Annotated in this window: 22 protein-coding genes; 11 read left to right on the top strand and 11 right to left on the bottom strand. The window is 67.8% G+C overall.

Going from position 1 to position 26938, the window contains the following annotated elements; all coding sequences use genetic code 11:
- The 6 genes from ilvC to ABD331_RS56900 form a co-directional block, all read right to left on the bottom strand.
- A partial coding sequence (gene ilvC, locus ABD331_RS56925) for a ketol-acid reductoisomerase (RefSeq protein WP_344495288.1) occupies window positions 1-616 on the bottom strand: 616 nt, incomplete at its 3' end.
- Window positions 617-711: 95 nt separating this feature from the next.
- Window positions 712-1236, bottom strand: coding sequence for a QcrA and Rieske domain-containing protein (locus ABD331_RS56920; protein WP_344495284.1), 525 nt, complete (start codon window positions 1234-1236; stop codon window positions 712-714).
- Window positions 1237-1935: 699 nt separating this feature from the next.
- The gene (locus ABD331_RS56915; RefSeq protein WP_344495282.1) at window positions 1936-2970 is read right to left on the bottom strand and encodes a mannosyltransferase family protein; all 1035 of its coding nucleotides are present in this window, start codon (window positions 2968-2970) and stop codon (window positions 1936-1938) included.
- Between the two features lie 131 nt (window positions 2971-3101).
- Window positions 3102-3797, bottom strand: coding sequence for an IS3 family transposase (locus tag ABD331_RS56910; RefSeq protein WP_344495280.1), 696 nt, complete (start codon window positions 3795-3797; stop codon window positions 3102-3104).
- A 152-nt stretch (window positions 3798-3949) separates the two neighbouring features.
- Window positions 3950-4783 carry a GNAT family N-acetyltransferase gene (locus ABD331_RS56905; RefSeq protein ID WP_344495278.1) on the bottom strand — a complete coding sequence of 278 codons (834 nt, stop codon included), beginning with the start codon at window positions 4781-4783 and terminating at the stop codon, window positions 3950-3952.
- A gap of 416 nt (window positions 4784-5199) precedes the next feature.
- Window positions 5200-5505, bottom strand: a complete 306-nt coding sequence (locus ABD331_RS56900; protein ID WP_344495286.1) for a CHRD domain-containing protein — start codon at window positions 5503-5505, stop codon at window positions 5200-5202.
- A gap of 1496 nt (window positions 5506-7001) precedes the next feature.
- Between ABD331_RS56900 and ABD331_RS56895 the strand changes: the two genes are divergently transcribed.
- Window positions 7002-8246 (top strand): chymotrypsin family serine protease, encoded by a 1245-nt coding sequence (locus tag ABD331_RS56895; protein WP_344495276.1) that lies wholly within the window; start codon window positions 7002-7004, stop codon window positions 8244-8246.
- 252 nt (window positions 8247-8498) lie between these two features.
- Here the strand turns inward: ABD331_RS56895 and ABD331_RS56890 are convergent, their stop codons facing one another.
- Both ABD331_RS56890 and ABD331_RS56885 read right to left on the bottom strand, forming a co-directional pair.
- Window positions 8499-9290, bottom strand: coding sequence for an alpha/beta hydrolase (locus ABD331_RS56890; protein ID WP_344495274.1), 792 nt, complete (start codon window positions 9288-9290; stop codon window positions 8499-8501).
- Between the two features lie 96 nt (window positions 9291-9386).
- Window positions 9387-12644 carry an ATP-binding protein gene (locus tag ABD331_RS56885; protein ID WP_344495272.1) on the bottom strand — a complete coding sequence of 1086 codons (3258 nt, stop codon included), beginning with the start codon at window positions 12642-12644 and terminating at the stop codon, window positions 9387-9389.
- A 346-nt stretch (window positions 12645-12990) separates the two neighbouring features.
- On the opposite strand from ABD331_RS56885, the gene ABD331_RS56880 reads away from it, so the two are divergent.
- The 5 genes from ABD331_RS56880 to ABD331_RS56860 all read left to right on the top strand — a co-directional run bounded on the left by ABD331_RS56880 (window position 12991) and on the right by ABD331_RS56860 (window position 20204).
- Complete coding sequence (locus tag ABD331_RS56880) at window positions 12991-13560, top strand: TetR/AcrR family transcriptional regulator (protein ID WP_344495270.1); 570 nt, start codon at window positions 12991-12993, stop codon at window positions 13558-13560.
- Between the two features lie 160 nt (window positions 13561-13720).
- On the top strand, window positions 13721-17038 hold the full coding sequence (locus tag ABD331_RS56875; RefSeq protein ID WP_344495268.1) for a BTAD domain-containing putative transcriptional regulator: 3318 nt from the start codon (window positions 13721-13723) through the stop codon (window positions 17036-17038).
- Between the two features lie 68 nt (window positions 17039-17106).
- Window positions 17107-17793: a type 1 glutamine amidotransferase domain-containing protein gene (locus tag ABD331_RS56870; RefSeq protein WP_344495266.1), complete on the top strand. Its 687-nt coding sequence runs from the start codon at window positions 17107-17109 to the stop codon at window positions 17791-17793.
- Entirely contained in the window at window positions 17790-18650 is an 861-nt protein-coding gene (locus ABD331_RS56865) for an alpha/beta fold hydrolase (RefSeq protein ID WP_344495263.1), read from the top strand. Before ABD331_RS56870 ends, ABD331_RS56865 begins: the two co-directional genes overlap by 4 nt.
- Before the next feature lie 45 nt (window positions 18651-18695).
- Window positions 18696-20204, top strand: a complete 1509-nt coding sequence (locus tag ABD331_RS56860) for an amidase (RefSeq protein WP_344495261.1) — start codon at window positions 18696-18698, stop codon at window positions 20202-20204.
- 5 nt (window positions 20205-20209) lie between these two features.
- Here ABD331_RS56860 and ABD331_RS56855 read toward each other — a convergent pair whose 3' ends face one another.
- The 3 genes from ABD331_RS56855 to ABD331_RS56845 form a co-directional block, all read right to left on the bottom strand.
- Window positions 20210-20644, bottom strand: coding sequence for a VOC family protein (locus ABD331_RS56855; RefSeq protein ID WP_344495259.1), 435 nt, complete (start codon window positions 20642-20644; stop codon window positions 20210-20212).
- Between the two features lie 134 nt (window positions 20645-20778).
- Window positions 20779-21120, bottom strand: coding sequence for a hypothetical protein (locus ABD331_RS56850; protein WP_344495257.1), 342 nt, complete (start codon window positions 21118-21120; stop codon window positions 20779-20781).
- Window positions 21121-21375: a hypothetical protein gene (locus ABD331_RS56845; protein WP_344495255.1), complete on the bottom strand. Its 255-nt coding sequence runs from the start codon at window positions 21373-21375 to the stop codon at window positions 21121-21123.
- Between the two features lie 295 nt (window positions 21376-21670).
- On the opposite strand from ABD331_RS56845, the gene ABD331_RS56840 reads away from it, so the two are divergent.
- The 5 genes from ABD331_RS56840 to ABD331_RS56820 all read left to right on the top strand — a co-directional run bounded on the left by ABD331_RS56840 (window position 21671) and on the right by ABD331_RS56820 (window position 26895).
- Window positions 21671-22462 carry an alpha/beta hydrolase gene (locus tag ABD331_RS56840; RefSeq protein ID WP_344495253.1) on the top strand — a complete coding sequence of 264 codons (792 nt, stop codon included), beginning with the start codon at window positions 21671-21673 and terminating at the stop codon, window positions 22460-22462.
- Window positions 22463-22629: 167 nt separating this feature from the next.
- Complete coding sequence (locus ABD331_RS56835) at window positions 22630-24006, top strand: NADP-dependent succinic semialdehyde dehydrogenase (protein ID WP_344495251.1); 1377 nt, start codon at window positions 22630-22632, stop codon at window positions 24004-24006.
- A 2-nt stretch (window positions 24007-24008) separates the two neighbouring features.
- The gene (locus tag ABD331_RS56830; RefSeq protein ID WP_344495249.1) at window positions 24009-24542 is read left to right on the top strand and encodes a YbhB/YbcL family Raf kinase inhibitor-like protein; all 534 of its coding nucleotides are present in this window, start codon (window positions 24009-24011) and stop codon (window positions 24540-24542) included.
- A 154-nt stretch (window positions 24543-24696) separates the two neighbouring features.
- The gene (locus ABD331_RS56825) at window positions 24697-25764 is read left to right on the top strand and encodes an NAD(P)-dependent alcohol dehydrogenase (RefSeq protein WP_344495247.1); all 1068 of its coding nucleotides are present in this window, start codon (window positions 24697-24699) and stop codon (window positions 25762-25764) included.
- A 111-nt stretch (window positions 25765-25875) separates the two neighbouring features.
- Window positions 25876-26895, top strand: a complete 1020-nt coding sequence (locus tag ABD331_RS56820) for an alcohol dehydrogenase catalytic domain-containing protein (protein WP_344495245.1) — start codon at window positions 25876-25878, stop codon at window positions 26893-26895.
- The last annotated feature ends 43 nt before the right edge of the window (window positions 26896-26938 follow it).

The following is a 26938-nucleotide window of genomic DNA, read 5'->3' as shown; positions in this document are numbered from 1 at the left end:
CCTTGATCAGCTCGGAGACGCCGCCGCACAGCACGGCCTGCTCACCGAACAGGTCGGTCTCGGTCTCCTCCTTGAACGTGGTGCGCAGCGCGCCCGCGCGGGTGCCGCCGATGCCCTTGGCGTAGGACAGCGCCAGGTCCAGCGCCTTGCCCGAGGCGTCCTTCTCCACGGCCACCAGACACGGCACGCCGCGCCCGGCCTCGAACTGACGGCGCACCAGGTGACCGGGGCCCTTGGGGGCCACCATGCACACGTCCACACCCTCCGGGGCCTCGATGAGGCCGTAGCGGATGTTCAGGCCGTGGCCGAAGAACAGCGCGTCGCCCTCCACCAGGTTCGGGGCGACGTGCTCGGCGTACAGGTGGCGCTGGATGTGGTCCGGCGCCAGAATCATCGTGAGGTTGGCCTCCTCCACCGCCTCCGACGGGGAGAGCACCCGCAGGCCGTCGTTCTCGGCCTTCTCCCGGCTCTTGGAGCCCTCGGGCAGGCCGACGCGCACGTCCACGCCGGAGTCACGCAGGGAGAGCGCGTGGGCGTGGCCCTGGCTGCCGTACCCCAGCACGGCCACGTGGCGTCCCTGAATGATCGACAGGTCAGCCTGGTCGTCGTAGTAAATCTCGGTCACTTGCTCAAAACCTTTCAGGCGGTACGGACCAGCCCGCTAAGGGGACCGGTCGATGGATCATGTTCGGGGACGGCGGTCTGCCGTCTTCAGGCGAGACTGATGGTGTCGCCGTCGATCTTGATTTCCACCTCGGGCAGGGGTCTGGTGGCCGGGCCGCCCATGACCTTGCCGTCGAGCCAGAACATACTGCCGTGACACGGGCAGTTGATCATCCCGGAGGAGACGTCGTCGATGGTGCAACTCTGGTGGGTGCAGACGGCGCTGAAGGCCCGGAACTTGCCCGCGGTGGGCTGCACGACGACGATCTTCTGGTCCGGGAAGACCTTGCCACCGCCCTCGGGGATGTCGGAGGTCCTGGCCAGGCCAGCGCCGCTTCTCGTGGCGGCGGGTGTGGTGGTCCCCCCGGAGGGTTCGCCGGTTTCGGCGGAGAAGTGGCCGGTGCCGGTGTGGCCAGTACCAGCGCAGGCGGCCAGGACGGTCATCAGGCCCGCGCCGCCCGCGCCCAGGAGGGTGGCGCGGCGGGAGGCGCCCGCTGCGGCGTCCGTCGCGGGCTGTTGTGCCCGCTGATCATCGGTAACGACGCGGGGCGCCTGGCATTCCTGACCAGACATGGTGCACATACATTCGCCTTTCCAGTGGGTTCCCGGGCCGTCAATCGCAGCGCACGCGGGCTCAACGTGCGGCAACAGCGGGGAAAAATTGAGTCGCGTCGAGGACCTTGCCCACGAGGGGGCATCTGAGCGAACCTTAAGGATCTTGCCGCAGGCGTGGCATCGATGAACATGTACTTTTCCGCACTCGCCTCGCGAGCCGACTACCTGCGTGTACATCGGTGTCCGGCCGACGCCACACTAGGCTGGACAACGGGGCGTCTGGGCCAGGACTCTGGTCCTCGGCTGAAACGGTGCAGGCCATGGCACGAGCGTCGAACTGGCGGGAGCTGACGGCGCCGGCGACGCGGGCGCTCAATCGCTGCCCTACGTACGCGTCGTCATGGTGCTCCTCATGCAGCTCGTGGATCCGCGCTGTGACGGATCGCGCGTGCCATTGGACAAGCGGGTCCCTCATCGAGTGCGGGAGGTGCTCGCGGCGCACTCGAACCTCGGTGACTGCGGCCCGGCTGACGCGTACCGCGCAGATGGCGGCGATCCGGGTGGTTGCATGGACGCTTGCTAACCCCACTTTGGTCCAAGGCGGGGCCGGAACTCGTGCCCACAATCGATCCGGGCTGCTGTCGGCGATGCGTGAAGGACTCGTCCACCGCCTCTTTCTGGATCATCGAGGACAAAAGCGTGTCCGGATGTTGTCCGTCATCCTGCCCAGCCTCCGTCGAGGAACAGGGCGGAATGGAGCAGCATCAAGGGGCCGAGGAGCAGCGCGTAAAGTGCCATCACCCATGGCCTTCTGGTCGCGACTCTGGCTACCAGGATCCACACCGGGAAGTAGACCAGCAGCGAGCGCGGGATCGACAGGTAGTACGCCGAGGTCAGCAGCGCGGCACCCTGCGCCCCCACATAGAGTGCCTCGCTCCACCTGCGCAGCACGAGCAGCCAGACCAGCACGCCGACGGTCACCACCGCCCCGACGATCTCCATCCGGAACCCCACGGCGAAGTCGCCGTCTCCCATGGCCGACTGCCAAGACGTCTCCCACGCCTGCCACGGCCAGGCGAAGGTGCGGCCCCAACCGGCTTCCTGCGCGTGCTTCCAGGCCAGCCAATCGCCCGACCTGCTGTAGTGGTAGACGGAGTAGGCCACCAGGGGGGCCAGCGGAAGCAGAAGCCAGCCCGCGCGTTGTGGCGACTGCCTCCGGAGGCAGAACTCCACGATGAGCGCGACCGCCAGGAACAGCCCTGTGATGCGTATGCAGGATCCGCCCGCCGCCAGTATGGCCGCCTGCGGCCAGCGCCCCTGCCGGGCGGCGAGCCAGGCGGGGATCGCGAAGGCGAGGAAGAGCGACTCGCTGTAGCCAGCCGTCAGGAACACCGCGGTGGGGAAGAGCAGCAGCGCCAGCACCGCCATCCAGCCGTTGGCACCCTCCATCTCGGCCAGCTGGGCCAGCGCCATCATCGCCACTGCTCCGGCGACCAGCGAGATCAGCAGCCCGGCCACCGTCCAGTCGGGGACGACGAGGTGGACCAGTCGCATCAGCAGCGGCACCCCGGGGAAGAAGGCGGGCAGCCCGGGGTCGTGGGGCTTGGCGGGATCACCGTCGTAGCCGTACTCGGCGATCGTGGTAAACAACACGACGTCCCACTGGCGCCACTTGTCGACGTACTCGGCGAGCGGCACGCCGAGTAACGTGGAGACCCCGATTCCGGCCCGCGAGCCGAGCCAGAGCAGCAAAGCATCCCGGCGGGCGGAGCGAGTGATCTTCGGAGCAGGGATTGGGCTGGGAGTGCCCTCGGCGAGGTCTGCCTCGTTGTCAGCAGGCGTTGCCGCGGGTGGGATGACCGAGACTCCGCTCGAGTCGGCCGTCATGCCGTCCCTTCCGGGGTGGTAGGAACGGCGGCGCGGGCCGGTTGTGCCTGATCCTCAGCGCAGCACAGTGTGACGCCTTCCCTGCTGTCCCGCTCGGCGGGCTCGCGGTGGTGGATGACATGCTGGCCAGCCTCGCGGCGGAACCGTTCGACGGGCTTGTGGCTGGCCTCTCCGCCCAGCCTGAACCGTGAGCGGGCATAGATACGCGGTGAGCCGTACCTGCCGTGCGAGTCGGTGTGTATCTGACGGATCAGCTCGGTGAGTTCCTTATTGCACGGCTCGCGTGGCGGCTCGGGCCGGTTGCGCCAGTCGTCATATCCCGATGTCGACATGTGGAGCACTCGCCAGGCCCGCGCGACCGGGAGATTGTCATCGGCGAGTGCGCGGACCAGTGCGTAGATTGCTGCGGTGGAGCCCTTTTCCAGGGCAAGACGCGCCGCCCGGTGGAGAAAGTCGTTCTCTGTCTGTAGCTGCTTGTTACGCCGGTCGAGCTCGGTGATTTTCATCTTGATCTCACTGGTCAGCTGGCTGCTCTTTCCGGACTTCGCGTCAGCGTCATCCTGTTTGAGCCGGTTCTGCAGGCGCGAGTGGCTGATGCTCGGGTCTTTGGCGAGCCGAAGAAGCGAGTTGTCGCCTTGGCGCGCAAGTTCGATGGCGCGGCGACGAAACTCGGGAGGGCGGGGAGAGGGCACGAAGAATGCTTTTCTCTTGATTGGAAGCGGGCTCCATGTCACGCGGAGGCAGGACGCGTTTGACTAACGACGCGTTTCAGGGCAGAAGAGATCGCGCCAAGCGGAACCGGGGAGAAGGGCTGGCTGGGGCAGGACGGCCGATCAAGCCGATGTCATGCTGCCCGATCGGCGGCGTGCGGTCGCCAGGTCCAGGTGCTCCGGGTATACAGCGGCTGGAGGCCGGCTCTGATCATGTTATTCAGCGACGGGTTGGATTGCCCCAGCGTCGGTCGGTTGGTTTCGGCGACGAGCCAGCGGCAGCCGGCGTTCGCGGCCTCCTTGGCGCGGGCCGCCAGCAGGGCCGACTGTGCTCCGCGGTTGCGATAGCCGGGAAGGGTCGCGCCGGTGTTCAGGGAGCCGACCTTGTCGTGCAGGAACAGATTCGCGCCAGCCACCATGCGGTCGTCGTCCCAGGCCGCGAAGGGCCGGAAGTCGGGGTGCTGCACGGCGGCCACCATGATCTCCGTGACGGTTTCTGACATGCCGAAGCCGCGCAGCACGACGGACGCCCACTCCGGGGCCTCGTCCAGGCCGACGGGCCCGACCCGCAGGCGGGTCTCGCCGGGGGTGAAGGAATCGATCGGGCACCACAGTTTGACGCTCTGCCCTGTCTCCCGCAGATTGTGCGTGAGGCGGATGTCGTCCCAGTCCGGCGGCAGGGCGGACGGAGCGAGTTGCAGTGTCGCGCCCCTGCTGCCTTCAGCCTGGTAGAAGTCCAGGACCCGGCCGATGAGCTCTGTGGTGACCGGCTCCCGCAGGCCGAATCCGAGCGCCTTGCTCCAGAAGTCATCCGGGTCGTCGCGCATCGACAAGGCGACGCCGCCGCCGATGCGGGCGGTCGTGATGCCGCGCCGGGTGCGCACCGACGGCGGCGCGCTGGAGGCGTACCGGTACAGCAACTCAGCCTCGGTGCCTTCGGCCAGAGCGGTCTGTTGAGCCAACAACATGATCTTTCCTACTGGGTGTTCTTGGAACGTCCCCCGGCGTGTTCGCCACGGGACCTGAGGCAGGCGAAGACGCATCGACCAGCCCGCAAGTTCGATGTCCGGCCCCATCCATGTGCGAGCCCTCGGCGGGATCGCGGGTGGAACAGCCGGACCCTGCCGGATATGGCCTGCTTCCAGGCAATTCACCCAGACGACAGTGGACAGGTAGTGAAGGGATTGTTGAGCTTCTCCCAGATGCCCACGTCGCGGCCAGCGCGACGTGCGCAGAACCGGTCATCGACCTGCCCCTTGCCATCGACGAGGATCACTGGGCGGGCGGGTTGGAGACGAGCGGCTTTGTCATTCGGCCGCGCCGTGAGGGCGTTGCTGGACCTGGTGCGTTCATCTCACGGAGCACATCCTGAGGCGGTGGCGATTCACGAGTGGCTGGCGCTGTCGAGCTGGCCGCGGACAGCCCCGTCCGGGAACTCGCCCGTGTGCAGGTTGATGTACCAGTTCTTCCGCTTGGCCTTGATGTCTCTGAGCAAGCTGCTCTTGACCCGAACCGAACCGGACGCGAAGTTGCCACGAAGGTCGCCGTTGGACAGCAAGTCGATGACGACAGGACCGTTGACGCCGGTCTTCCCCGGTGAACTGAAGGGTGGAGGGCCTACCGGTCTTGGCGGACCGCACAGCGTAGTAGAGACGGTTGCCCTCGATGCGGAACCTGACAGTGGCCACACCGTTCGGGTCGTTGACCTTCTTACCGGCTCGCGCACCTCGTTCCTGCCGAGAAGCTTAGCGGTGAAGTAGTACTTCCCGCCCCGCGGCCGGGACCGCGACCGATCCCGGCTGTCGCGGGAAGGACCGCCACCGTGGTCAAGGCCGCCGCCGCGGCCACTTCTGCCACCCACGCGCCTCCGACCATGCGCCGCCAAGAGATTCGCCTGTGGTCCGGCTGCCAAACATGTTCATCATGATCCTTGCTGGAGAGATCTTGTGGTTTGTCATCCGTCGCAGACCGTACGCAAGGCGACAAGGATCGCTCTGTGCAAGATTCCACACAGGGCATGTGATCAACACCACGGCTCCAGCAGGGAGATCGGCTCAACGGTCGGGATCACCCTCCCGCCCGGCGTGACCATGGAGTCGACCTGTGCCCCGCTGCGCGTCGATCAGGCGACGGCCGCCGCTCGGCCGAGAGGGCGGGAGTACAGCACCCGCCGCGCTCGCCTGATCGGTGTCCGCTGGGGGCTTGGAGAAAATGGATCTGGTCGAATGGTGGGCTGCGGCCGCGTTCCGGATACTCGGTAAGTTCGGGGTCCGTGCTGGTTGATGACGAGTGAATCAAAACTGGATCGAGGTGGTCAGCGACCGGACACCGGTACGTTCATCAGTGGAGGCATGGTGCCCGCGCCCCCGCTCAGGTTCGGTGCCGACAGCACCGCCCTTGTCCAGTCTGCCACCTCTGACATGGAATCCGGCACCTACACCTCCATGCCCTGGACCGCCGCCGACGCGCTCGGCCTGCTCGCTGCCAAGGTGTGCGTCCAACTCGGCGAATCCACCATTCCATCGGCTGCTGGTGGACGGCAGGTATCTGCTTGCAGGGCCACTGGTCGCAGGGTAGTGGTATGCGCCGTCTGCTCGGACCGGGTCGCGCGAGCGGGCATGCGCATGGGCGGCCCTGACATGGTTGAAGAGATCAAGAACTAGCGGCCGGTGCGCTTGGACCAGGCGGGCGTACCGCATGTGGTGGCCAGCTGAGCTCGCTGCCGCGATCGGGTACCCCCGGCCCGCGCACAGGGAAACGCCGCGGAGTTACGCCAAGCCGCCTGCGACACCGCCGGTGGCCGTGCAACCCTGTTGACCTTCACGAGAAAGCGCTGCTGCTGGCGCGGCCGACGCACTGCCGTTCACCGAACGCAGTTGGTTCCGTCTGCTGACCGCTCCACCGGATGCGGTGCTCGAAGCCGTCGCGGGACCGCCCACTCGGGACGTCAAAGCTCGTGACGAGTTCCCCTGGTATGGCAGAGAGCGCCCGTCTCCTGAGGAATGAAAAGAACAGTGAACCGGAAATTGATCGGCCGGGCAGTGACCAGGAAAGCGCATCCAGTAAGAGTCCACATCCTCCTGACATCGTTTGATCGACCAAGCGCGATCGATGTTTCACCACGTCAGAGAGGTTCAGCTTCACGTGCGCAGAAGGACGAACTGGAAATGGGCCACGGCAATCAGCTTGATTGTCCTCACCGGAACTCTCACCGTTCCCGAAACGGCGCTGGCCGCTCCCGCCATCCGGCTGGCCGCGCAGGCTCCGCTGCAGCCGGCGGACGTCGCCGGCTCCGTCGAGTACTTGACCACGAAGTACGGCATCGGCGTCGACGAGGCGATGCGCCGCCTCGAATTACAGCGGACCGCGGGAGAACTGCAGGACGTGCTCACCCGCGACTACGCGGAAACCTACGCGGGATCCTGGATCGATCAGGACAACGGCGGCGTGCTGGTCGTCGCGGGCACCTCCGCCGACATGCTGACCCCCGCGCTGAGCGCTGTCCCGGACCGTGACCACATCCGTGTCGCGACCGTGCAGCACTCCCTCAAGGAACTGAAAACGAAGGCTGCCGATGTCAGCGCCCGCCTCGGGCTCACCCCCCTGCAGGCGCCCGTCATCAATCAGCAGCAGAATCGCGTGGAACTGCACCGCCAGGCCGCGCTCGCGGTCCGCGGCTCGGCCGGGCGGCGCGCCACGGCAGACGACCTGGATGTCGTTGTGGTCGATCCGCCGACCATTTTCCCCAAGGCGTGTTCGATCCAGTCGTGTGACGCTCCCATGCGCGGCGGTCTGAAGCTGGACCTGTACGACTACAACAACCAGAACGCACACAGTCACTGCACCAACGGCTTCAACGTCCACGGTTCGAATGGGTGGCAGTACACGCTCACGGCGGGACACTGCCTGGAGGACGACCTCTACTACACCAAGCACAGGAACACGTTCGTCGGCCGCTACAACGACCCAACGTCCAACACCGACTATCCGTGGGACGCGGCGATCGTGCCGTACGTTGTGCGGAACGGCGTCGAGTACGTCAAGACCTGGGTGAAGGCGCCACGCAACTTGGTGTACAACTCAAGACTCCAGAATCCGGCATTCCCCATCGCCGGACACTGGGAGGCGGAAGACATCTCTGCCGGTTGGGTCGCGTGCGCGACCGGCGCGACGTCCAACAACACCAGATGCGGCAAGGTGCTCTCCACGGCAGACGGAATAATCATGGATGTCTGCGTCAAGGCTGGAGACAGCGGAGGCCCGCTGTTCAGTGAGTTCGATCACAAGGGCTACGGCATCCTGTCCGCGAGTAATAGCGATGACGATATCTGCGACTCAAATCAACGGTCGTACTGGTCGCCGCTCTCGACGATCTTCGACGTCATGGAGTACCAGTCCGGGATCACTTTCAGCTTGAACACCACGGCCTGACCTGCTGACCGTGAACGCACGAGGACCGTGACCGGCGAGCCCGCCGGCCACGGTCCTCGTCGCGTTGCACGTTCGTGGGACAGGAAGGCGACCCAGCACGTGGGCATGTGCGCCGATGACAGTTAGAGTCGCAGCCGCAGCCACGTTTCGTCTGGACCCGTCGCCCCCCGCTCGGTGATCGCTGTCAGGAGCCAGCGGGTCTGTTGTTGATGCAGCTCCGGGCCAAGGTTTGGGCGGATGACCGCGCCGAACTCAAAGCCCTCGGCGGGCGAGCCAGTCGAGGGTGGCCTCGGAAAGGCCGCGCCAGCCTCGGTCGAACGGTGTGCTGTGGCCGCGCTCGGGGTACTGGGCAAGTTCGGTGTCCGCGCTGGAAGCGGCATAGAGCTTGTGGGCAGCTTGGACGACGGCGGCGGGTACGGTGCGGTCCTTGCCCGCGGCCACCAGCAGCAGGGGCTCCCGGTCAACGCGCCGGGTGTCGACCGCGGTGGGGGCGTTCGGCGTGAAGCCGGCCGATGACGCCTGAAACAGCGGACGGCCTGGACCCGGGATGACGAAGCGCTGGTGGAGCTGGGCGGATTCGGCCGCTGGCAGGCATTGCCGAAGGAGTAGGCGAACTGCTTGTCGGTCAGCGCGACGGTCCTGCTCAGGTTCCGCGGATTCACCAGCACGGGGAGGCTGGAGCGCAGTAGGCTCAGCGGCAGGACGCGGATTTCCTTGATCGGCGTGGGTGAGATGGCCACAGCCGCCGCAGCCTGGCCGCGGGCCAGGAGCTTCTGGGCCTATGAGCCCGCCGAAGGAGTGCCCGATGACGATGGGTGGTGCGGACAGGCCCGCGAAGAACTCGGTGTAGGCGTAGGTGATCTCGTCCACACCGACACCGGCCATCCCGGTGGGATCGGCGCGCGTCGCCGCCACGGTTGCCGCGTCCCCGGGCCATCCCGGCGCGTACGTGTCGTACCTCTCCCTCTCGAAGTGCTCCTGCCATGGCTGCCAGGAAGTGGAATGGATCCACAAACCATGGATGAAGACGACGTTCCTTTTCATCGCTGACCTTTATGTGTGTGCAGAGGGACGGCCGCTGTCCGCGACGGCGTGGCGGGCCCTGTTGATGACGAGTGGATCAAAAGTGGATCGAGCTGGTCAGCGGCCGGATGCCGGCACGTCCAGTCGTGCCATGAACGTGTCGGCACGTTGGACGAACAGATGGGCCTCGTGCTCGGCGGACCATCTTCGAGCCTTCTGCGCGGCGGCGCGGACACTGGCCCGCGGTACTCCCTGCGCCTGCAGCAGCCGGGCACGCAGGAGCAGTATCAAGCCTTCCGAGCTGCGCTGGCCGTAGGTGCGGACGCAATGATCCGCCCGGTCCAGGGCTGCCGCCGCCTGCTGCGGCTGCGAGGCCGCAAGCCACACTTCGCCGAGGAGTGCGTACCAGGTGGAGACACAGGAGCGGACGGGGTCGAGGAGGTTCGTCTCGATAATCCGTTCGGCCTCCACGGCGGCGCCAGCCGGATCGTCGCCGGTGATCGCCCGCGCCCAGCATCCCGCGAGCCGCTGGTAAGTGCCGAGGAAAACATAGGAGAGATCGGGGTCGACAGCGATGCCTCGCTCCGCGGCGCGCAGCGCTGAGGCAGGATCGCCGACAATGGCCGCGATCCTGGCGACGAAGGTGGCCCAGACCGTGACGGAGTAGCGGTCGTCGCCAGCGGTCTCCAGCCTGTCGAGAAGCGCGTATGCCTCGGCCGCGTCGCCGTGCAGTGCTGTGATCTCGGCCAGCATCCCCGTCATGAGCAGCCGGACGTCGCGCGGGACGGGATCGTCCTCATGACCAGGGAAGCCGAGAAGGAGAGCCTGCTCGGACCGGCCGAGATAGCGCAACGCCTCTCCGATGTTGCCGAGGTCCCACTGGTGGACGCCCCATGCCTGCATGCCGTAAGTCCGCAAGGCCGCGTCAGAGGACGACTCGCCCTGCCTGAGCAGCCGCCGCGCCAGCGAGCCGCTCCGGTCCAGCTCGATGCCCTGTGCCAGGGTCGCCCAACGGGAGTAGAGCATCCCGGCAGCCTCCACCTCCCGGCCCAGGCTCCGGGCCAGGTGCTCCGCGCGCTCCAGCAGCTCCAGATTCGCACCCGCGTACATGGAGCGCATGCCGATGACCGCGGTGAGCGGGGACAGGGCCGCGAGCTCCGGTTCGGCGAGGCCGGCGGTCCGTGCCACCTGTGCGGCCAGCCGTAGTTGTTGCTCGGCCGACTCCAGGGCGGACCTGGCCGCGGCCCGTCGGCCCGAGCGCACCAGGGCCGCCGCCGTACGTGCCGGCTCGGCCAGTGGTCCAGCCGCCCAGAGGTGGTGCGCGACTCTCTCAGGCACGGACTCGTCGTCGAGAACGGTCCGTTCCAGCGCGTTCGCCACCCGCAGGTGCAGGCGGGTCGCGTGGCGCGGCGACATCGCCTCGGAGACCGACTCGCGCACGAGGTCGTGCGTGAATCGGAACGAGTACGGGTCTTGCGGCGTGGGCGCGAGAAGCCCGAGGGCCTCGGCGCTTTCCAGGCGGGCGAGGCAGGTGGCGACGTCGAGGCCGGAGACACGAGCGAGCAGGCTCAGATTCACGTCCCGGTCGACCAACGCGGCGATCTCGAGCAGGTACTTCGCGTCGTCGTCCAGATCGGCCATCCGGCCGCGCACGACGTCTCGCACGGTCGAGGGAACTCCGGCGCGTGCCGCGGCATCGTCGGTAAGCGTGCCGCCGGCGGCGAGCAGCCGGGCCAGCTCCTGGACGAAGAACGGGTTACCCGCAGTCCGGGAGTGGATCGTCCGGGCGGCGTCCGCGGCGGGAGCCCATCCCGTCTCGCAGCGGACGAGCTCCGCCACGTCCCCCGGGCCACGCGGTCCGAGCTCGATGCGGCGGTGATCCGACAACCGGCTGGCCCCCGCGAGCATCCGCGCCAGCTCCGATTCGGGCGCCGGCGCCCGGTCACGGAGCGAGCCGAGCATCACGGTGCCAGCCGGCAAGCGAGAGGCCACATGTCCGAACAGGTGCAGCGAGGTCATGTCCACCCATTGAAGGTCGTCGATCACGACCATGACCGGTCGGACGGCCGAGACGTGCGCGATCAGCGCGACGACCTTCTCGAACAGATGGAACTGCCAGCTCCCACCCGGTAGCACCTGTCCGGTGAGGGCGTCGTCGCGCGGTTCGAGGAGGCGGCCGAGCACGCCGTTCAGCATGCTCTCCCGTTCCGGAGCGGCCACGCCGTCCAGGACGGAGCGGACGACCTGTGTCCACGGCCACATCGATGGTGCGCCTCCGCCTTCGACGCAGCGGCCCCAGGCGACGAGGGCGTCCCAGTCGCCGGCCTCGCGGGTGAGCTCTTCCATCAGGCGGGTCTTTCCCACCCCTGGCTCGCCCTCGATGATGACGAGCCCGGTCCCACCGGCCACGGCGCGTCTCGCCGCGTCCCGCAGAACCGCGAGCTCCTCGGATCGGCCCACCAGACGGTCGCCGGTCGCACGAGGTGCCCGCGGCGTGGGAGGTGACGGCTGGAGATGCCTGGCCGGGCGCGCCGTGGTCTCCGGACCGGCTACGGGCGCGAGGTCCTGTAGCAGCACCCTCTGATGGGCCTGCTCGAGTATGGGACCCGGGTCGATGCCCAGGTCTTCCGCGAGACGTGCACGAACGGTGCGGAACACCGCCAGCGCCTCGGCCTGCCGGCCGACAGCTCCCAGGGCGGAGATGAGGCCAGCGTGGACGGGCTCGTGCAACGGCCCCATCGCGGCGGCCAGGTGTAACGGCGGAAGCACCCGTTCTGGCCGGCCAAGGGACACGGCGAGTTCGGCGGCCGCCGAGCACGCGTCGAAGAACTCACCGTTCAGCCCTGCGAAGACGGGTAGAGCCTCGGGTCCCACAGGCAGCCCCTCGCCCGCGGAGCCGCGCCAGAGCCGGAGCGCCTGCTCGTATCGGCTGAGCGCCTCCTCGCGGTGATCTCGATCGAGGGCGCTTCTTGCCGCTCCCACCAGTTCCCTGAAGATCGTCAGGTCCAGCGTTCCGGCACCGGTCATGCACAGATAGCCGTCGCCCCGGCGCTGCAAGTACGAGCTGGTTCCGCCAGGCGGCAGCGTGGGCTCCAGCAAACGCCGGAGGGCGCCGACGTACTTGTGGATGAGGTTGACTGCGCTGTCCGAGGGCGGGTCTCCCCAGATCAGGCCGATCAGGTCTGCCTTGCTGATCGGCAGGCCCTCATGGGCCAGGAGCAGGGCGAGCACGTAGGCCTGCTGCCGGGGACCGGGATCCAGTTCGACGCCGCCGCGCCAGATTCGCAACGGACCGAGGATTTGTATGCGCAGCGAGGTGTCAGGAACCGGGCGGAGCCTCGCGTCTGGGGCGACGGGCAGTGTGGAGACGGCCATGTCCGACGGCACCCCTGTTCGAACGGATAAATGGTCCCTCCGCGATCCGGGTGCGCGTTCGGTACGCATCCGAGTGCTGGAGCCACACTCTAACCTCTGGAGTGCGACTACAGCGAGACCGGGACTCTGCCGAGCTCCGTTCGTGTCACAGGAGCGGCATCGTCGCCCAATGCCGAGATGGCAGCGGCGTTGAGTCAAATGTCCTGGTGGGACGTGTGCCATAGGCCGGATACCTTCGATACATTTGCCCAGGGAGCCTGGGCGGGTGCGCTCCGTCGAGGCCTAGGGGGATGGATCAGTGGTAGATCACGCACAGCCTCCAACTCGACGCGACCGGTACGCCGAGATGACCCGGCAAGAAGCCGTCAAGGCGGCGCGGCGGTTGTTCGCGGAGCACGGCTATGCCCGGACGACCGTCGACACAATCGCCCAAGCGGCCGGCGTCTCGCCCGCCACCGTTTATGCGCAGTGCGGTGGCAAGGAGGGACTGCTCGGCACGCTCATGGACATGTGGACCGCTGGGCAACTGGTGGTGGACATCATCTCCGCGTGCCAGGCCGTCGGCTCAGGGCGAGCGAAGATAAAAGTGCTGGCCGAGGGATACATCGCCATCTACAAGCAGTACGGCGACATCATCCGTATCGTGACCAGAGCGGCTGCGAGCGCGCCGGTAGCCGAGGACTACCTCAGGACGGCCGACCATCGGCATCGGGACGCCCTGCGCCAGATCATGGAACAGATCCGGGACGTGGGAGATCTCGCGGACGGGATGTCCGTGGAGGACGCTGCAAAGATCACGTTCTTCTACTTCAGGTACGACCAGTTCGCTCTCGCCGCGGACACGTTCGGCTGGGGCGTCGATCGAGCGGTCCGGTGGATCGCCGGGCGGGTCGCGTCGGCGATCTTGAAGCCCTGACCGCCGCCGAGCAGGCCCGTTGCCGCCCCGCCACACACCCTGCGTGGCTATTGTCCTAAATCTTGCCCGTATAGGAGGGTTTGGGGCCGTAAAATCGTCCCGTGCAGGGCGGGGATGACGCGACCGATGCTTGCACGAACAAGGACCGTCGTATCGACTCTTGGAGCTGACTGACTTGGATATGCCAGTCCGTCCGGCAGACACCGGCGGGGAGCCGGAGCCGACTCCCCGCGGCTCCTTGCGCCTTCAGATACTCGGTCCGCTACGGCTCTGGCGTGATGGCGCCGAACTGGATCCCGGTCCCCGGCAGCAGGCGTACCTACTCGCGCTGCTCCTGGCCCGTGAGGGGCAGCCGATAAGCGCAAGCGAGCTGATCGATCTGATCTGGGACGAGGGTGCTCCCGCGAGCGCCGTCAACGTCATGCACAAGTACGTCGGCGCGTTGCGGCGGCTGCTGGAGCCCGCGCTCCCGGCTCGCGGGACCGGCTCCTATCTGCAGCGCCGGGGTAACGGCTACCTGTTCGTGGCCGGGAGCGGGATGCTGGATCTGGCCACGTTCCGTGAGTCCGTCGAGGCTGCTGGAGCCGCCCAGGCGGAGCAGCAGCACGAGGTGGCGCTGGATTGCTACGTACAGGCGTTGGGGCTCTGGCAGGGCTCCGCGGGGAAGGGACTGGCCTACGGGCCGGCCGCGATGTCGATCTTCGCGGGACTGGACGACGAGTTCTTCGCCACGTGCGCGGCGGCGTCCGAACTCGCCCTGTCGCTGGGACGCCCGGAGCGGGTGCTGCCGTCTTTGCAGTTGGCCGCCTCGATGGCGCCGTTGCACGAGCCCGTGCAGGCCGGTCTCATCTCCGTCCTGGGCGCTGCCGGGCAGCAGGCGCAGGCGCTGTCGGTGTTCCATACGGTCCGTACCCGCCTTGCCGACGAGCTCGGCATCGATCCCGGCCCGGTATTGCGGGCCGCACACCAGCAGGTGCTGAGCAAGACCGTGGCGCCTCCTGTCGAGCAGGCTGCGAACGTAGCGCCCGCCCGTACGCCTGTCCAGGCACCCCAAAGGCCGGCCGGATCAAGGCAGGCGGCTCCGGCCGCCCGCGCGGTTCCGGCAGCAGAAAAGGCGCCCGCCAGCGGTCTGGTCGGCCGGAGCGAGGAACTGGCGGTGCTGCGGCAGGCGGCGGAGTCGGCGCTCGCCGGCGGCAGTGGACTCGTCATCGTCGAGGGTGAGCCGGGGGTGGGCAAGACCCGCCTGCTGGAGGAGATCGCGGTCGAGGCGGATCGGCGGGGTGCGCTCGTCGTCTGGGGCCGCTGCCTGGAGGGCGACGGGACACCGTCGATGTGGCCGTGGGTGCAGGGTCTCGGCACGGTACTTGACGCACTGCCCGCCGCGGCGCGGGAGAAGTGGCTCGCCGCCGGGCTCGGCCGCCTCGTCAACCCGAGCGATGACGCTGTGGCCGCACCGGCCCTGCCGGACAGCGGCGGCCGGTTTCGCCTGTCCGAACAGGTCGTGGCCGCCATCGGCGAGGTCAGCGCCCAGCGGCCGGTGCTGCTGGTCATCGACGACCTCCAATGGGCCGACGTCGCCTCGCTGCATCTGTTCGGTCACCTGGCGGCCAGGCTGCCGGACGGCGTCGTGATCATCGGCTCGCTGCGGGACCGGGCGCCCAAGCCGGGAACGGATCTATCGCGGATGCTCGCCGCGGCGAGCCGCGTGACCGGTCACCGACGTATCCACCTTGGCCCGCTCAACGCGGCCGAGGTGGCCGAGATGGTCCGTGGCGAGACCGGTCAGGCTCCGGGTCCCGACGCTGCCCGCGAGATCCACGCCCGTACCGCGGGCAACCCGTTTTTCGTCCGGGAGTTGTCCCGGCTGATCGGCGAGGGCGGTGTGCTCTCCCCGGACGCCGTGGCGCGGGCAGGGGTGCCGTCCACCGTGCGTGACGTCGTCCTCGACCGGATGGCCGACCTGGATGACGGTGCGCGGAGCCTGCTCCAGTTCGCCGCGCTCATCGGCCCTGATGTCGGCCTCGGCCTGCTGTCCCGCGCCGCCGATCTCGACGTTTCGACCTGCCTGCATCGGCTCGAGTCGCTGGAAGCGCTCGGCCTGCTCGAGCCGGTCCCCGACGACCCTTACTCGTTCCGTTTCACGCACGATCTGGTTCGCACGTCCGTCGCCGGAACAACACCGCGGCGGTTGACGCCCCGGCTGCACCTGAGCATCGCCGATGCGCTTGAGCACGCCGGCTCCGGAATCGAGTCCGTCGCCGAGCGTCTGGCGTATCATCTGGGCGCTGCTGGTCCGCTCGCGGACCGGGCACGTACCGCTCGGGCTCTGGTGCGCGCGGGCCGCCAGGCGGCGGCCAAATCCGCGTTCGAGGCCGCCGAGCGGCAGTTGCGGCTGGCCGTGCGGACGGCACGAACGGATGGTCTGGCGGAGCTGGAGCTGTCCGCGCTGTCGCAGCTCATCGCGGTCGTGGGGATGCGTTCGATGTACGGGGCCTCGGCGGTGGACCTGCTGGAACGCGCCGAGCAACTGGCCCGTGAGCTCGGCCGCGAGGTGGAGGCCACCGATTTCCTGTTCTCCCGCTGGGTCGTGCACCAGCAGGGCATCGAGCTGGACCGCAGCGAGCCGCTGGCCCGCCGGTTGCTCGATCAGGGTGAGGCGTCCACCGACCCGATCGTGTACGTGTACGGCCTGCAGGCCTGGGGGCTTCACCAGTGGGATGTGGGCAACATCGGCGCGTCCTTCCGGCTCATGGAGGAGTCCAAGCAGATCCTGCTCGACGAGCTCGGCAAACCGGGCAATCCGGTCCGGCGCGATCTGCGTCTGCTCATGGTGGGAATGCTCGCGGAGACGACCGCGCTGTACGGCGACGCCCAAGCCGCTCAGGAACTGCTCGACAGGATGGAAGTTGACGCGGGCGATGACCCGTACGCGGTCACGATCTGGTCGGCCATCGTCTGCAGAGCCGCGTCGCTGGTCGGCGATCCGGCTCAGGTGCTGCGCGCGGCGGAGCGGGGGATCGCCGTAGACCCTGAGTTCTCCTTCGTCTTCCTGGGTACTTATCAGCGGTTGGCCCGGTGCTGGGCGCTGGCCATGACCGGCCAGGACCCGGCCGGCGCGGTGGCCGAGGCCCGTCGCCTCATCGCCGCCAACCTGCTCGATCCGCCGCGCTCCTGTGTCGCCACCTGGTACGGGCTGCTCGGTGAGATGCTGCTGGCCAATGGGGAGACCGCGGAGGCCGCCGTCGCTCTGGACCAGGCCGAGTATTGCGTTGAAACCTACGGCCAGCGCTACCCGGAAGGTCTGCTCCTGCTACTGCGGGCGCGGCTGCTGTTGGCTGTCGGCGAGCCGGTCGCAGTGGTCCAGGCCGCCGCGGAGAAGGCCCGGCGGCTGTCGGCCGAACATGAGGCCCATCTGTTCGCCCGCCGCGCCGAAGCGTTCCTGGCAGAACTCGGTGAAGAGCCGGCACACCCTCGGTAGCGGATCTCCACTCTTCGTCCACGATCCGTGAACAATCCATCCAGAGCGCCCTTTTAGCTTTGGGCGGCATGAACGTACTCATCGTCCTTACCTCCCACGACCAGCTCGGCGACACCGGTCGTAAGACCGGATTCTGGCTCGAGGAACTGGCGGCGCCGTACTACCACTTCAAGGACGCCGGCTGGCAGATCACGCTGGCCTCGCCGAAGGGCGGGCGGGCACCGCTGGACCCGAAAAGCAACGAACCGCAGTTCCGCACCGAGCTCACACGCCGTTTCGAGGCTGACGCCGAGGCGGAGGCCCAGCTGAACGGCACGGTGCGGCTGGACTCCGTGTCCGCCGACGACTTCGACACGGTCTTCTACCCGGGCGGCCACGGGCCGCTGTGGGATCTGGCCGAGGACCCGACCTCGATCAAGCTCATCGAACAGACCGTCGCCGCGGGCAAGCCCCTCGCGCTGGTGTGCCACGCACCGGGCGTGCTGCGGCACGCCGTCAAGGCGGACGGCACCCCGCTGGTGGCGGGCCGGCGGGTCACCGGCTTCACCAATAGTGAGGAGGAGGCCATGGGGCTGACGAAGGTCGTGCCCTTCCTGGTCGAGGACGAGCTGATCGCCAAGGGCGCCGACTTCTCGAAGGTCGGCGACTTCCAGTCGAACGTGATCACCGACGGCCTGCTCATCACCGGCCAGAACCCGGCATCGTCCGGCCCGGCCGCTCTGGAGCTGATCGCATTGGCCGAGAAGCCGGCGTGAAGGTTCACCACCGGTACGCCGTCGTCGATGGGCGGCGGCTGTTCTACCGGGAAGCCGGCCCGCCCGATCGGCCTGCGCTGGTCCTGTTACACGGGTTCCCGGCCAGCTCCGCCATGTTCCGCCATCTCATTCCGGCACTGGCCGACCGCTGGCATCTCATCGCGCCCGATCATCTCGGCTTCGGGTTGTCCGACGCGCCACCGGCCGCCGAGTTCGGCTACTCCTTCGACGCGCTCACCGACCTGACCGCGAACCTGCTCGCCCACCTGGGGGTGCAGCGGTATGCGTTGTACGTGCACGACTACGGCGCTCCGATCGGCTGGCGGCTCGCCCTGCGCGACCCGGCTGCGATCACCGCCATCATCAGCCAGAACGGCAACGCCTACGAGGAGGGTCTGCAGCCGGGTTTCTTCAAGACCGTCCGGGATTACTGGGCCGAGCAGACGCCGGAAACCGAAGCCGGAGTCCGCGAGGCCCTGACCCTGGAGCTCACCCGCTGGGCGTATCTTGCCGGCGTGGACGACGAGACCCTGGTGGATCCGGGCACCTGGCTGCGTGATCATGCGTTGCTGTCCAGGCCGGGTAACGACCTGGTGCAGCTCGCCCTGTTTCGCGACTATGCCACCAATCCGCCGCTGTACCCCGCCGTGCACGAGTATTTTCGCGAACGCCAGGTGCCCTTACTGGCGGTCTGGGGGCGCGGCGATCCGATCTTCGCGCCCGAGGGCGCCCTCGCCTTCTCCACAGACCTGCCGGACGCCGGAATCCACCTCCTCGACGGCGGCCACTTCCTCCTGGAAAGCGCGCTCGACGAAACCGTGCCGCTGATACGAGCGTTTCTGAACGCCAACCTGTAATCGCTACGGTCCGTCCTCAGGTGGCGTGCCGAATTGGGAGTCGGAATGACTGGAACCCATGCTTTCGTCCCGCCACCTGCGGCGGCCGTCTCAGGGCCGCACGCCGCCGACGTGTCAGCCTCGCTCGTGGAACAAGCCGCCGCGATCCGCCGCGGCGAACTCAGCAGTCACGAGCTGACCAGAATGTATCTCGAAAGAATCGATGCCCTCGACGCGTTCGAGGTCATCAACGCCTTCATCCTGTCGCGCGGCGACGACGTCCTGGCCGAGGCAGCCCGGCTCGACGAGCTGCAAGCCTCGGGCAGGCTGGCCGGACCGCTCCACGGGATCCCGCTCGGCATCAAGGACAACCTCTTCACCGCGGGAACGGTGACCTCCGGAGGCACAGCGGTTCTCGGGACATTCATCCCGGACGCGGACGCCACCGCGGTGCGGCTGCTAAAAGAGGCGGGTGCGCTGGTGCTCGGCAAGACGAACCTGCACGAATGCTCGTTCGGGATCACCAGCAACAACCCGCACTACGGGGCCGTGCGCAACCCTTACGACCCGCTGCGCATCCCCGGCGGCTCCAGCGGAGGCTCAGGCGCGGCCGTCGCCGCTCGCCTGTGCTCGGCGGCGATGGGAAGCGACTCAGGCGGCTCCGTCCGCATCCCCGCGGCTCTGTGCGGAGTCGTCGGGCTCAAGCCCACGCTCGGACGCGTCAGCCGAGGGCGCACATTCGGCCTGTCCTGGAGCTACGACGTCGTGGGGCCGATCGCCCGCACCGCCGAGGACGCCGCGGCGCTCCTGCGGGTCATCGCCTCCGGCTCCGATCCGCTCGACCCGTTCGCGTCCCGCGACCCCTCCGGCGCGGTGCTTCCCGAGACCGTCGCCGCCGACGCGACACGCCTGCGAGGTCTCCGCGTCGGGATACCCGACGGCTACTTCGCCGCGGACAACACCCCTGACGTGGACCGCGTGCTCGCGCGGACGTACAGATTGCTCGAGGACGCCGGCGCGGTCCTCGTGCCGGTGAGCGTCGAAGGAGTGGAGCAGGCCACCCACACCGGCTTCCTGACCGTGATACCCGAGGCGGTTGTGCTCACCGGGCAAGCTCTGCGGGAAGCAGGCGTACCGGGCGGCATCGTCGCCGCCCTCGATCGCTTCGGGGCGGACGTACGGGCGGCGCTGGGCGGCCAGGTCGGGCCCGAGGCCCAGCCCGTCCCGGCCTTCGCGTACGCGGAGGCCATGGCCCGCACGGTTCCCGCGATCCGCAGAGGCTTCGCCGACGCACTGGCCGAGGTGGACGTCCTGTTGACCGCGACGACTCCCGCGACCGCGGTCCCCATCGCCGAGGACGTCACCATGCGGCACAACGGGCGGACGGCCGACACCTTCGAGACGTTCATCCGGTACACGTTCTGCGTCTCGATGGCGGGACTGCCCGCGATCTCGGTCCCCGCGGGTGTCGACCAGGCCGGGCTGCCCATCGGTGTGCAGTTCGTCGGGCAGCCCTGGAGCGAAGCCAAATTGCTCGAGATCGCCTGCGCATACGAGCGCCTCGCCCACTCCTGAGACCTTCAGGCATCGATGGCGACGACCTCGAGCTGGATGCAGTCAATGTCGCGGAAGACGATCGTGGAGTGGGCGAATGGTCTCGTCCGGCGCTGGATGCCGGAGCGCGCCACTCCGAGGCTGTCGAGCCAGTCCGCCCAGGCCTCCAGCCCCGCGCGTCCCTCGACCAGCAGGGAGATGTGATCGAGACCCGTGCGAACCTCGTTGAACTCCTCACCTTGGTTGCCCTCGTGGTAATGCAGCCCGATGGCCAGCCCGGTAAGAGGCTCGATGACCAGCTTCGCGTATCCGGTCCACTCGCGGCCATAGTGCGGTAGATCGCCGTCCACCACCGTGGCCTGGAAGACCCTCTGGTACCAGGCGATGCTCGCTTCAAGATCCCGCACGGTGAAGGCGAAGTGGTGCAGCCCGCTGATAGGCGGCTTGATCGGTTCGGTCAACTTTCTGCCCCTCTCGGAAGGTACGGAGGCACGGCGGCTATCTGCGGCTGACCGTTCTCGCGTGTTGGGGAGAAAGCTAGGGAGGGCCTCTGTATGACTGATGGATATGCAGTGAATCCTCGCGTGCGGAGGGCTCAGCGTTGCCAGGTGAGCCCGAAGGCATGGTCGGGGGGCCACGCCGCGCCGGTCGCGTACTGCGCGTCGAACGCGCTCGCCCCGAGCGCGGCGAGCGCGGAGCCGCGCGCCGCGGACAGCTCACCGGCGTCGTCCGGGTCGGGCACCTGGCCGATCGCGGCGAAGGCATGATCGGAGAACCGCACCATCCTGGCAACCTGTGAATAATCACCTTCGGCCGAGGCCAGCGCGGCGGCAGCGACACCCAGGTAAGGGACGAACGACCGATAGCCGCAACGGAACACGCGCTCGCGACTGGCCGCGAACAACTCCCGGGCGCGATCGAGGTTGCCGAGGTGCAACTAGGTGAACGCCAGGTTGTGATACTCCGAGTGGACGAACTCGGTCTGTCCCAGCGCCACATTCAGTTCGATGCTCGCGAGGTACTGCTCGCGGGCCTGCCTATAGTCACCGGACATCCTGGCCACGGCGGCGAGAACGTGCCGAGGCCGCTCCTCCAGTCGCCGGTCACCAGAGTGCGGCGCGACTGCGAGCGCCTCCCGCGCCAGGCGTTCAGCGCCTGGGAGGTCGTCCTGCCGGAGCGCGACCCGCGCCATCGCCTACAGCCCCTTCACCTCGCCGGTCGGCTCGCCGGCCGCCCGGGCCCGCTTGACTTCAGCCTCCGCAAGGTGCATTACCTCGGCACCGTCGCCCCGCCGGAAAGCGGCGCGCAGATCGCCCTTAGAACTCATATGTTCTCCTCCGCCACAACTGGTCCGGTCATTATCTTGCCGTATCCGAGCGGCCACTCGGCGACCGGAGGGCGAATTCACAAAGTCTCCACTTTCGATCCACCATGCCTGCGTAGTTTCCCGTAAGTAGTGTTCTCGGTCTTGTAAGAAAGGTCGCCCGATGAAGAAACCCGTGGTTTTCATTCATGGTTTGTGGGTGCATTCCCTGTCCTGGCAGCCGTGGCAGGATCTCTTTGAGAAGCAGGGTTATCAAACGCTCGCGCCAGGCTGGCCGGGGGACGAGGACTCCGTGGCGGACACCCGGGCCAGGGCCGCACGGATGGCCGGAGTGGGCGTGGACGCGGTCACGGAGTCGTACGCGAAGATCATCGAAGGGCTGGCGGAGCCTCCGATTCTCGTGGGTCACTCCTTCGGCGGGCTGATCGCCCAGAAGCTCCTCGGCCGGGGGCTGGCCGCGGCGGCCGTGGCGATCTCACCTGCGCCCATCAAGGGAGTCCGCGCGCTTCCCCTGAGCCTGCTGCGTTCAAGCTTCCCGGTACTGTCCCGCCCCGGGAACAAGAGCCGGGCCGTCGCCCTGACAGAGAAGCAGTTCGCCTATTCCTTCGGCAACGCGCTTCCGGCGGCCGAGTCTGACCAGCTGTACAAGGCTCTGGCCATACCGGCCCCCGGCCGGCCCTTGTTCGAGGCTTCGTCTGCGAACTTCACTCGGAATTCCCCCACCGCGGTCGACACCCGGCGCGCCGATCTCGGTCCGCTGCTGTTCATCGCCGCGGGAAAGGACCACACGGTACCGGCCGTCGTGGTGCGGGCAGCCTATGATCTCTACGCTCCCGCGAGCGCCCGAGTCGCCATTCACACATTCGACGACCGCGGTCACAGCGCTCCGTTCGACCACGGCTGGCGCGAGGTCGCCGACGACGCGCTCGCCTGGCTCACACGGCAGAACCTTTAGTCAGGCCTTTCCACTGGTCGTCAACTAGCCGTCAACAAACCGCCGATGGGTTCGGCCCCAGGCGGATTCACTGCCTGTCCAGCGCTCGTCAACCACGCACCCCGTACGTTGCGAACGTGCCGGGCCGAAAGTCAGCGAGTACGTAGAAGAGAAAGGGAAGCCAGGTCATGCCGATTGCCACGACCAATCCCGCGACCGGGGAGACGGTCAAGACATTCGATGAGCTGAGCGAGGCCGAGCTGCAGCGGAAACTCGGCCTCGCACACGACCGGTGGCGGGCCTACCGCACCACGAGCTTCGAGGAGCGGGCCACGTGGCTGCGCGCCGCCGCCGACCTGTTCGAAGAGGAAGCCGACTTCGCCGCAAGGCTGATGACCACCGAGATGGGCAAGACGCTGGGCGCAGCACGGCGGGAGGCGCTCAAATGCGCTCACGGCATGCGGTACTACGCTGACCACGCTGCCGGGTTCCTGGCCGATGAGCCGCTGGCCGACCCGTCGCAGGTGGGGGCGAAGCGTGCCCTCGGCCGCTACCAGCCGCTGGGTCCGGTGCTGGCGGTGATGCCGTGGAACTTCCCGATGTGGCAGGTGATGCGGTTCGCCGCCCCCGCGTTGATGGCGGGCAACGTCGGCCTGCTCAAGCACGCCTCCAACGTCCCGCAGTGCGCGTTGTACCTGGAGGACGTCTTCCGCCGCGGCGGGTTCCCCGAAGGGTGTTTCCAAACGCTGCTGATCTCCGCGGGGCGGGTGGAATCCGTTCTGCGCGATCCCAGGGTGGTCGCCGCGACGCTGACCGGCAGCGAGCCGGCCGGTCGATCGGTGGCCGCGATCTGCGGGGACGAGATCAAGCACACGGTACTGGAGCTGGGAGGCAGCGATCCGTTCATCGTGATGCCCTCGGCCGACCTGGACCGCGCCGCCCAGGCCGCGGTCGAGGCCCGGGTGCAGAACAACGGCCAATCCTGCATCGCGGCCAAACGATTCATCGTGCACAGTGACGTCTACGACGCCTTCACCGGCAGGTTCGTCTCCCGGATGCGTGAGCTGAAGGTCGGCGATCCCTTTGAGACGTCCACGGACATCGGGCCGGTGGCCACCGAGCAGGGCCGGGCCGACATCGAGGAACTGGTGGACGACGCCATCTCGGCCGGGGCCACTGTGCTGTGCGGCGGACAACGGCCGGCCGGGCCGGGCTGGTTCTACCCACCGACCGTGATCGGCGACATCACTCCCGACATGCGGATCTTCGCCGAGGAGGTGTTCGGTCCGGTGGCCTCGCTGTACCGGGCGGCGGACATCGAGCAGGCCCTGGAGATCGCGAACGCCACCTCCTTCGGGCTGGGATCCAACGCCTGGACCAACGATGAGGCGGAACAGCAACGCTTCGTCTCCGACCTGGAGGCCGGTCAGGTCTTTATCAACGGCAAGACGATCTCCTACCCCGAGTTGCCGTTCGGCGGGATCAAACGCTCAGGCTACGGGCGTGAGCTCGCCGCTCACGGCATCCGGGAATTCTGCAACCTCAAGACCATCTGGATCGGCTGAGCATGAGCATCAATGATCCCTTCGCCCGTCTCCCCGAGGTGCCCTCCTTCACCGTCTCCAGCACTACGGTGACCGACCGCGCCCCCTGGCCTGCCGAGCAGATGAACGACAGTATCCCGGGTGGCAAGGACATCTCTCCGCAGTTGTCCTGGAACGGCGCGCCCGAGGGGACGAAGAGCTACGCCGTGACCGTGTTCGACCCGGACGCGCCGACCAGCTCGGGCTTCTGGCACTGGGCCGTCGCCGACATCCCCGCCACCATCACCGACCTGCCTGAGGGCGCGGGCGACGACACCGGCTCCGGCCTGCCCGAGGGCGCCTACCAGTTGCCCAATGACACACGCGCGGCGCGCTACATGGGGGCCGCTCCGCCCGCGGGTCATGGCTTGCACCGCTACTTCATCGTGGTGCACGCCCTCGACGTCGAGACCATCGGCGTCCCGGCCGACGCCACTCCCGCCTACCTCGGCTTCATCATGTTCGGTCACGTCCTCGGTCGTGCGGTCCTGACCGTCACCGCCGAGATCCCCGCCTGAACTCCCGCCGGGTACGGGCAGGGTGACGCCCCGGTCGTTCGACGCCAGGCCGGTCACCCTGCAAGAGGGGGCGTACCCGGCGGTGAATCACGAAAGACGCGCGGAGCCCTCAGGCGAAGCGGTTCCGTCACCATCACGAAGAGAAGGAGACAGCATGAAGATGCGCGCAGCGCGGATGTACGGGTACAAGCAGCCGTTGCGGCTCGATGAGGTGCCGATCCCCGAGCCGGGTCCCACCGAGGTTCTCATCAAGATCCGGGCCACCGGGATGTGCCGCAGCGACTTCCAGCTCGTCGACGGCTACTTCCCTCAGGAAATCGCCTTCCCCTACATCCCCGGTCATGAGATCGCGGGCGAGGTCGCTCAGCTGGGCGCCGATGTTCCGGCTTCCACCGGCCTGTCGGAAGGCGATCTGGTGGTCGTGAACCCGGCGTGGGGAGATGGCACCTGCCGTCAGTGCCACGAAGGCAACGAGCAACTGTGCACGGGAAGCGGAGGGTGGATCGGTTTCGGGCCGCCCGGAGGTTTCGCGGAATACGTCACGGCTCCGGGCCGCTATCTCATCCGCATCGATCCGAGTGTGAATCTGGAGGCCCAGTACCTGGCGCCTCTGGTGGATGCCGGGCTGACCCCTTTCCGCGGCATGAAGAAGCTGCAGGCCTCCGGAAGGCTCGGCGGAGGGCGTACCGTCATCGTCGCTGGGATCGGCGGGCTGGGCAGCTATGGCGTGCAGTACGCGAAACTGCTCGGCGGCGGAGCCACCGTGGTGGCGCTCACCCGCAGCGATGACAAGCTCGCCGTGGCCAAGGAGAACGGCGCTGACCACACCATCAACACCCGCGGGAAGACGACCGACCAGGTGCGGGCCGAGCTCGCGGAGCTGACCGGCCGGGGGGAGGCCGACGCCGCCCTGGACTGCTCCGGAGCTCCGGAGTCCCTCGCGCTCAACGCCTCGCTCCTTTCGGCCGAGGGAGCTCTGGTGTCGGTGGGTCTGATGGGCCAGCGCGTCGAATTCCCGATCTTCCCGTTCGTGTCCGGCGAGAGGACCTTCTCCGGATCCTTCTGGGGGAACCACAACGACCTCACCGAGGTCCTCGCATACGCCGGCGAAGGCCGGATCAAGCACACGGTGACGCCGGTCAAGCTCGACGACGTCAACGACAGGCTCGACGCTCTGGCCAGGGGCGACGTGATCGGGCGTCAGGTGCTCGTCTTCGACTGACGGACAGAACGCCCGGCCGGTGCCGAAGAGAATCTTCCACTTCCTGTCCACTGTTCGTGCATCGCTGTTTCGTCAGCCTTGGCGCGAGAAGGCGATGCGAAGGAGACCAGAATGACACTGATGAAGGCCGCAGTCGTTCCCGAGGCGAACGCGCCTTGGGAGCTGCGGGACGTGCCGATGCCTGAGACAGGGCCTCACCAGGTGCTCGTCAAGATCCATGCCTCGGGCATCTGCTACACCGACTCACTGCTCGCCAGAGACATCCTGTCCTACCGGCCGTTCCCGCTGATCACGGGACACGAGGGGGTCGGCGAGGTCGTCGCCGTGGGCGAGGGGGTCACCTCCCGTGAAGTCGGCGACCGGGTCGGCTTGCCGATCACGCAGAAGCCCTGTGGCAGGTGCGCGTTCTGCCGGGAGCGTCACGCGCCCAGCTTCGTCACCGCCAACAACTGCGTGGCGCCCGTGCTGACGGGCGTCAATGTGGACGGCGCCCAGGCCGAGTACATCGCCGCCGACGCCGACGGCACGATCCTGCTGCCCGACGGCATCTCCTACGAGTTCGCCGCGCCCACGGTGTGCGCCGGCTACACAGTGTGGGCCGCGCTCCGCCGTGCCGACGCCAAGCCGGGCGCGCGCGTCGCCGTGCTGGGTATCGGTGGTGTCGGGCACCTTGGGGTCCAGTTCGCGAAGGCGGCGGGTTACCACGTCATCGCGATCACCCACTCTCCGGAGAAGCACGACCTGGCAAGGGAACTCGGCGCTGATGACGTCGTGTCCGACGGCGCGGGGCTGAAGGCGGCAGGCGGCGCGGACGTCCTGCTGCACACCGCTCCGACGCACGCCCCCGCGATCGACGCCCTTCAGGGGTTGCGCCCGTGGGGGAAGATCGTCCTGATGGGCATCTCGGCCGACGACGGGTTCCCGCTGCCGGCTCTCACCTTGACGAGCCACAGCTATCAGGTCATCGGCTCGGCGCACAACGGTCCTGAGTACCTGACCGAAGCACTGAAGATCGTCGCACGCGGCGACGTGAAGCCGATGATCGAAGTGTTTCCGAAGGAGAAGGTCGGCGACGCCTATCAGAAGCTGCTGGATGGCGAGCTCCGGTTCCGGGCCGTGGTCCAGTACTGACGGGGCCGCGGCGGCGCGTGGGCCCGCGCGCCGCCGCGGTGGG

This window comes from Nonomuraea monospora, from assembly GCF_039531895.1.
Lineage (GTDB): Bacteria > Actinomycetota > Actinomycetes > Streptosporangiales > Streptosporangiaceae > Nonomuraea > Nonomuraea monospora.
Note: the sequence above shows the minus strand (reverse complement) of the source record. Positions and strands in the feature narration are given on the sequence as shown.

Bases quoted from the DNA above. Each gene is read 5' to 3' on its own strand.
- ABD331_RS56920 (WP_344495284.1), bottom strand. From the start codon at position 1,236: ATGTCTGGTCAGGAATGCCAGGCGCCCCGCGTCGTTACCGATGATCAG.
- ABD331_RS56905 (WP_344495278.1), bottom strand. From the start codon at position 4,783: ATGTTGTTGGCTCAACAGACCGCTCTGGCCGAAGGCACCGAGGCTGAG.
- ABD331_RS56890 (WP_344495274.1), bottom strand. From the start codon at position 9,290: ATGAAAAGGAACGTCGTCTTCATCCATGGTTTGTGGATCCATTCCACT.
- ABD331_RS56885 (WP_344495272.1), bottom strand. From the start codon at position 12,644: ATGGCCGTCTCCACACTGCCCGTCGCCCCAGACGCGAGGCTCCGCCCG.
- ABD331_RS56880 (WP_344495270.1), top strand. From the start codon at position 12,991: ATGACCCGGCAAGAAGCCGTCAAGGCGGCGCGGCGGTTGTTCGCGGAG.
- ABD331_RS56870 (WP_344495266.1), top strand. From the start codon at position 17,107: ATGAACGTACTCATCGTCCTTACCTCCCACGACCAGCTCGGCGACACC.
- ABD331_RS56860 (WP_344495261.1), top strand. From the start codon at position 18,696: ATGACTGGAACCCATGCTTTCGTCCCGCCACCTGCGGCGGCCGTCTCA.
- ABD331_RS56845 (WP_344495255.1), bottom strand. From the start codon at position 21,375: ATGGCGCGGGTCGCGCTCCGGCAGGACGACCTCCCAGGCGCTGAACGC.
- ABD331_RS56840 (WP_344495253.1), top strand. From the start codon at position 21,671: ATGAAGAAACCCGTGGTTTTCATTCATGGTTTGTGGGTGCATTCCCTG.
- ABD331_RS56835 (WP_344495251.1), top strand. From the start codon at position 22,630: ATGCCGATTGCCACGACCAATCCCGCGACCGGGGAGACGGTCAAGACA.
- ABD331_RS56830 (WP_344495249.1), top strand. From the start codon at position 24,009: ATGAGCATCAATGATCCCTTCGCCCGTCTCCCCGAGGTGCCCTCCTTC.
- ABD331_RS56825 (WP_344495247.1), top strand. From the start codon at position 24,697: ATGAAGATGCGCGCAGCGCGGATGTACGGGTACAAGCAGCCGTTGCGG.
- ABD331_RS56820 (WP_344495245.1), top strand. From the start codon at position 25,876: ATGACACTGATGAAGGCCGCAGTCGTTCCCGAGGCGAACGCGCCTTGG.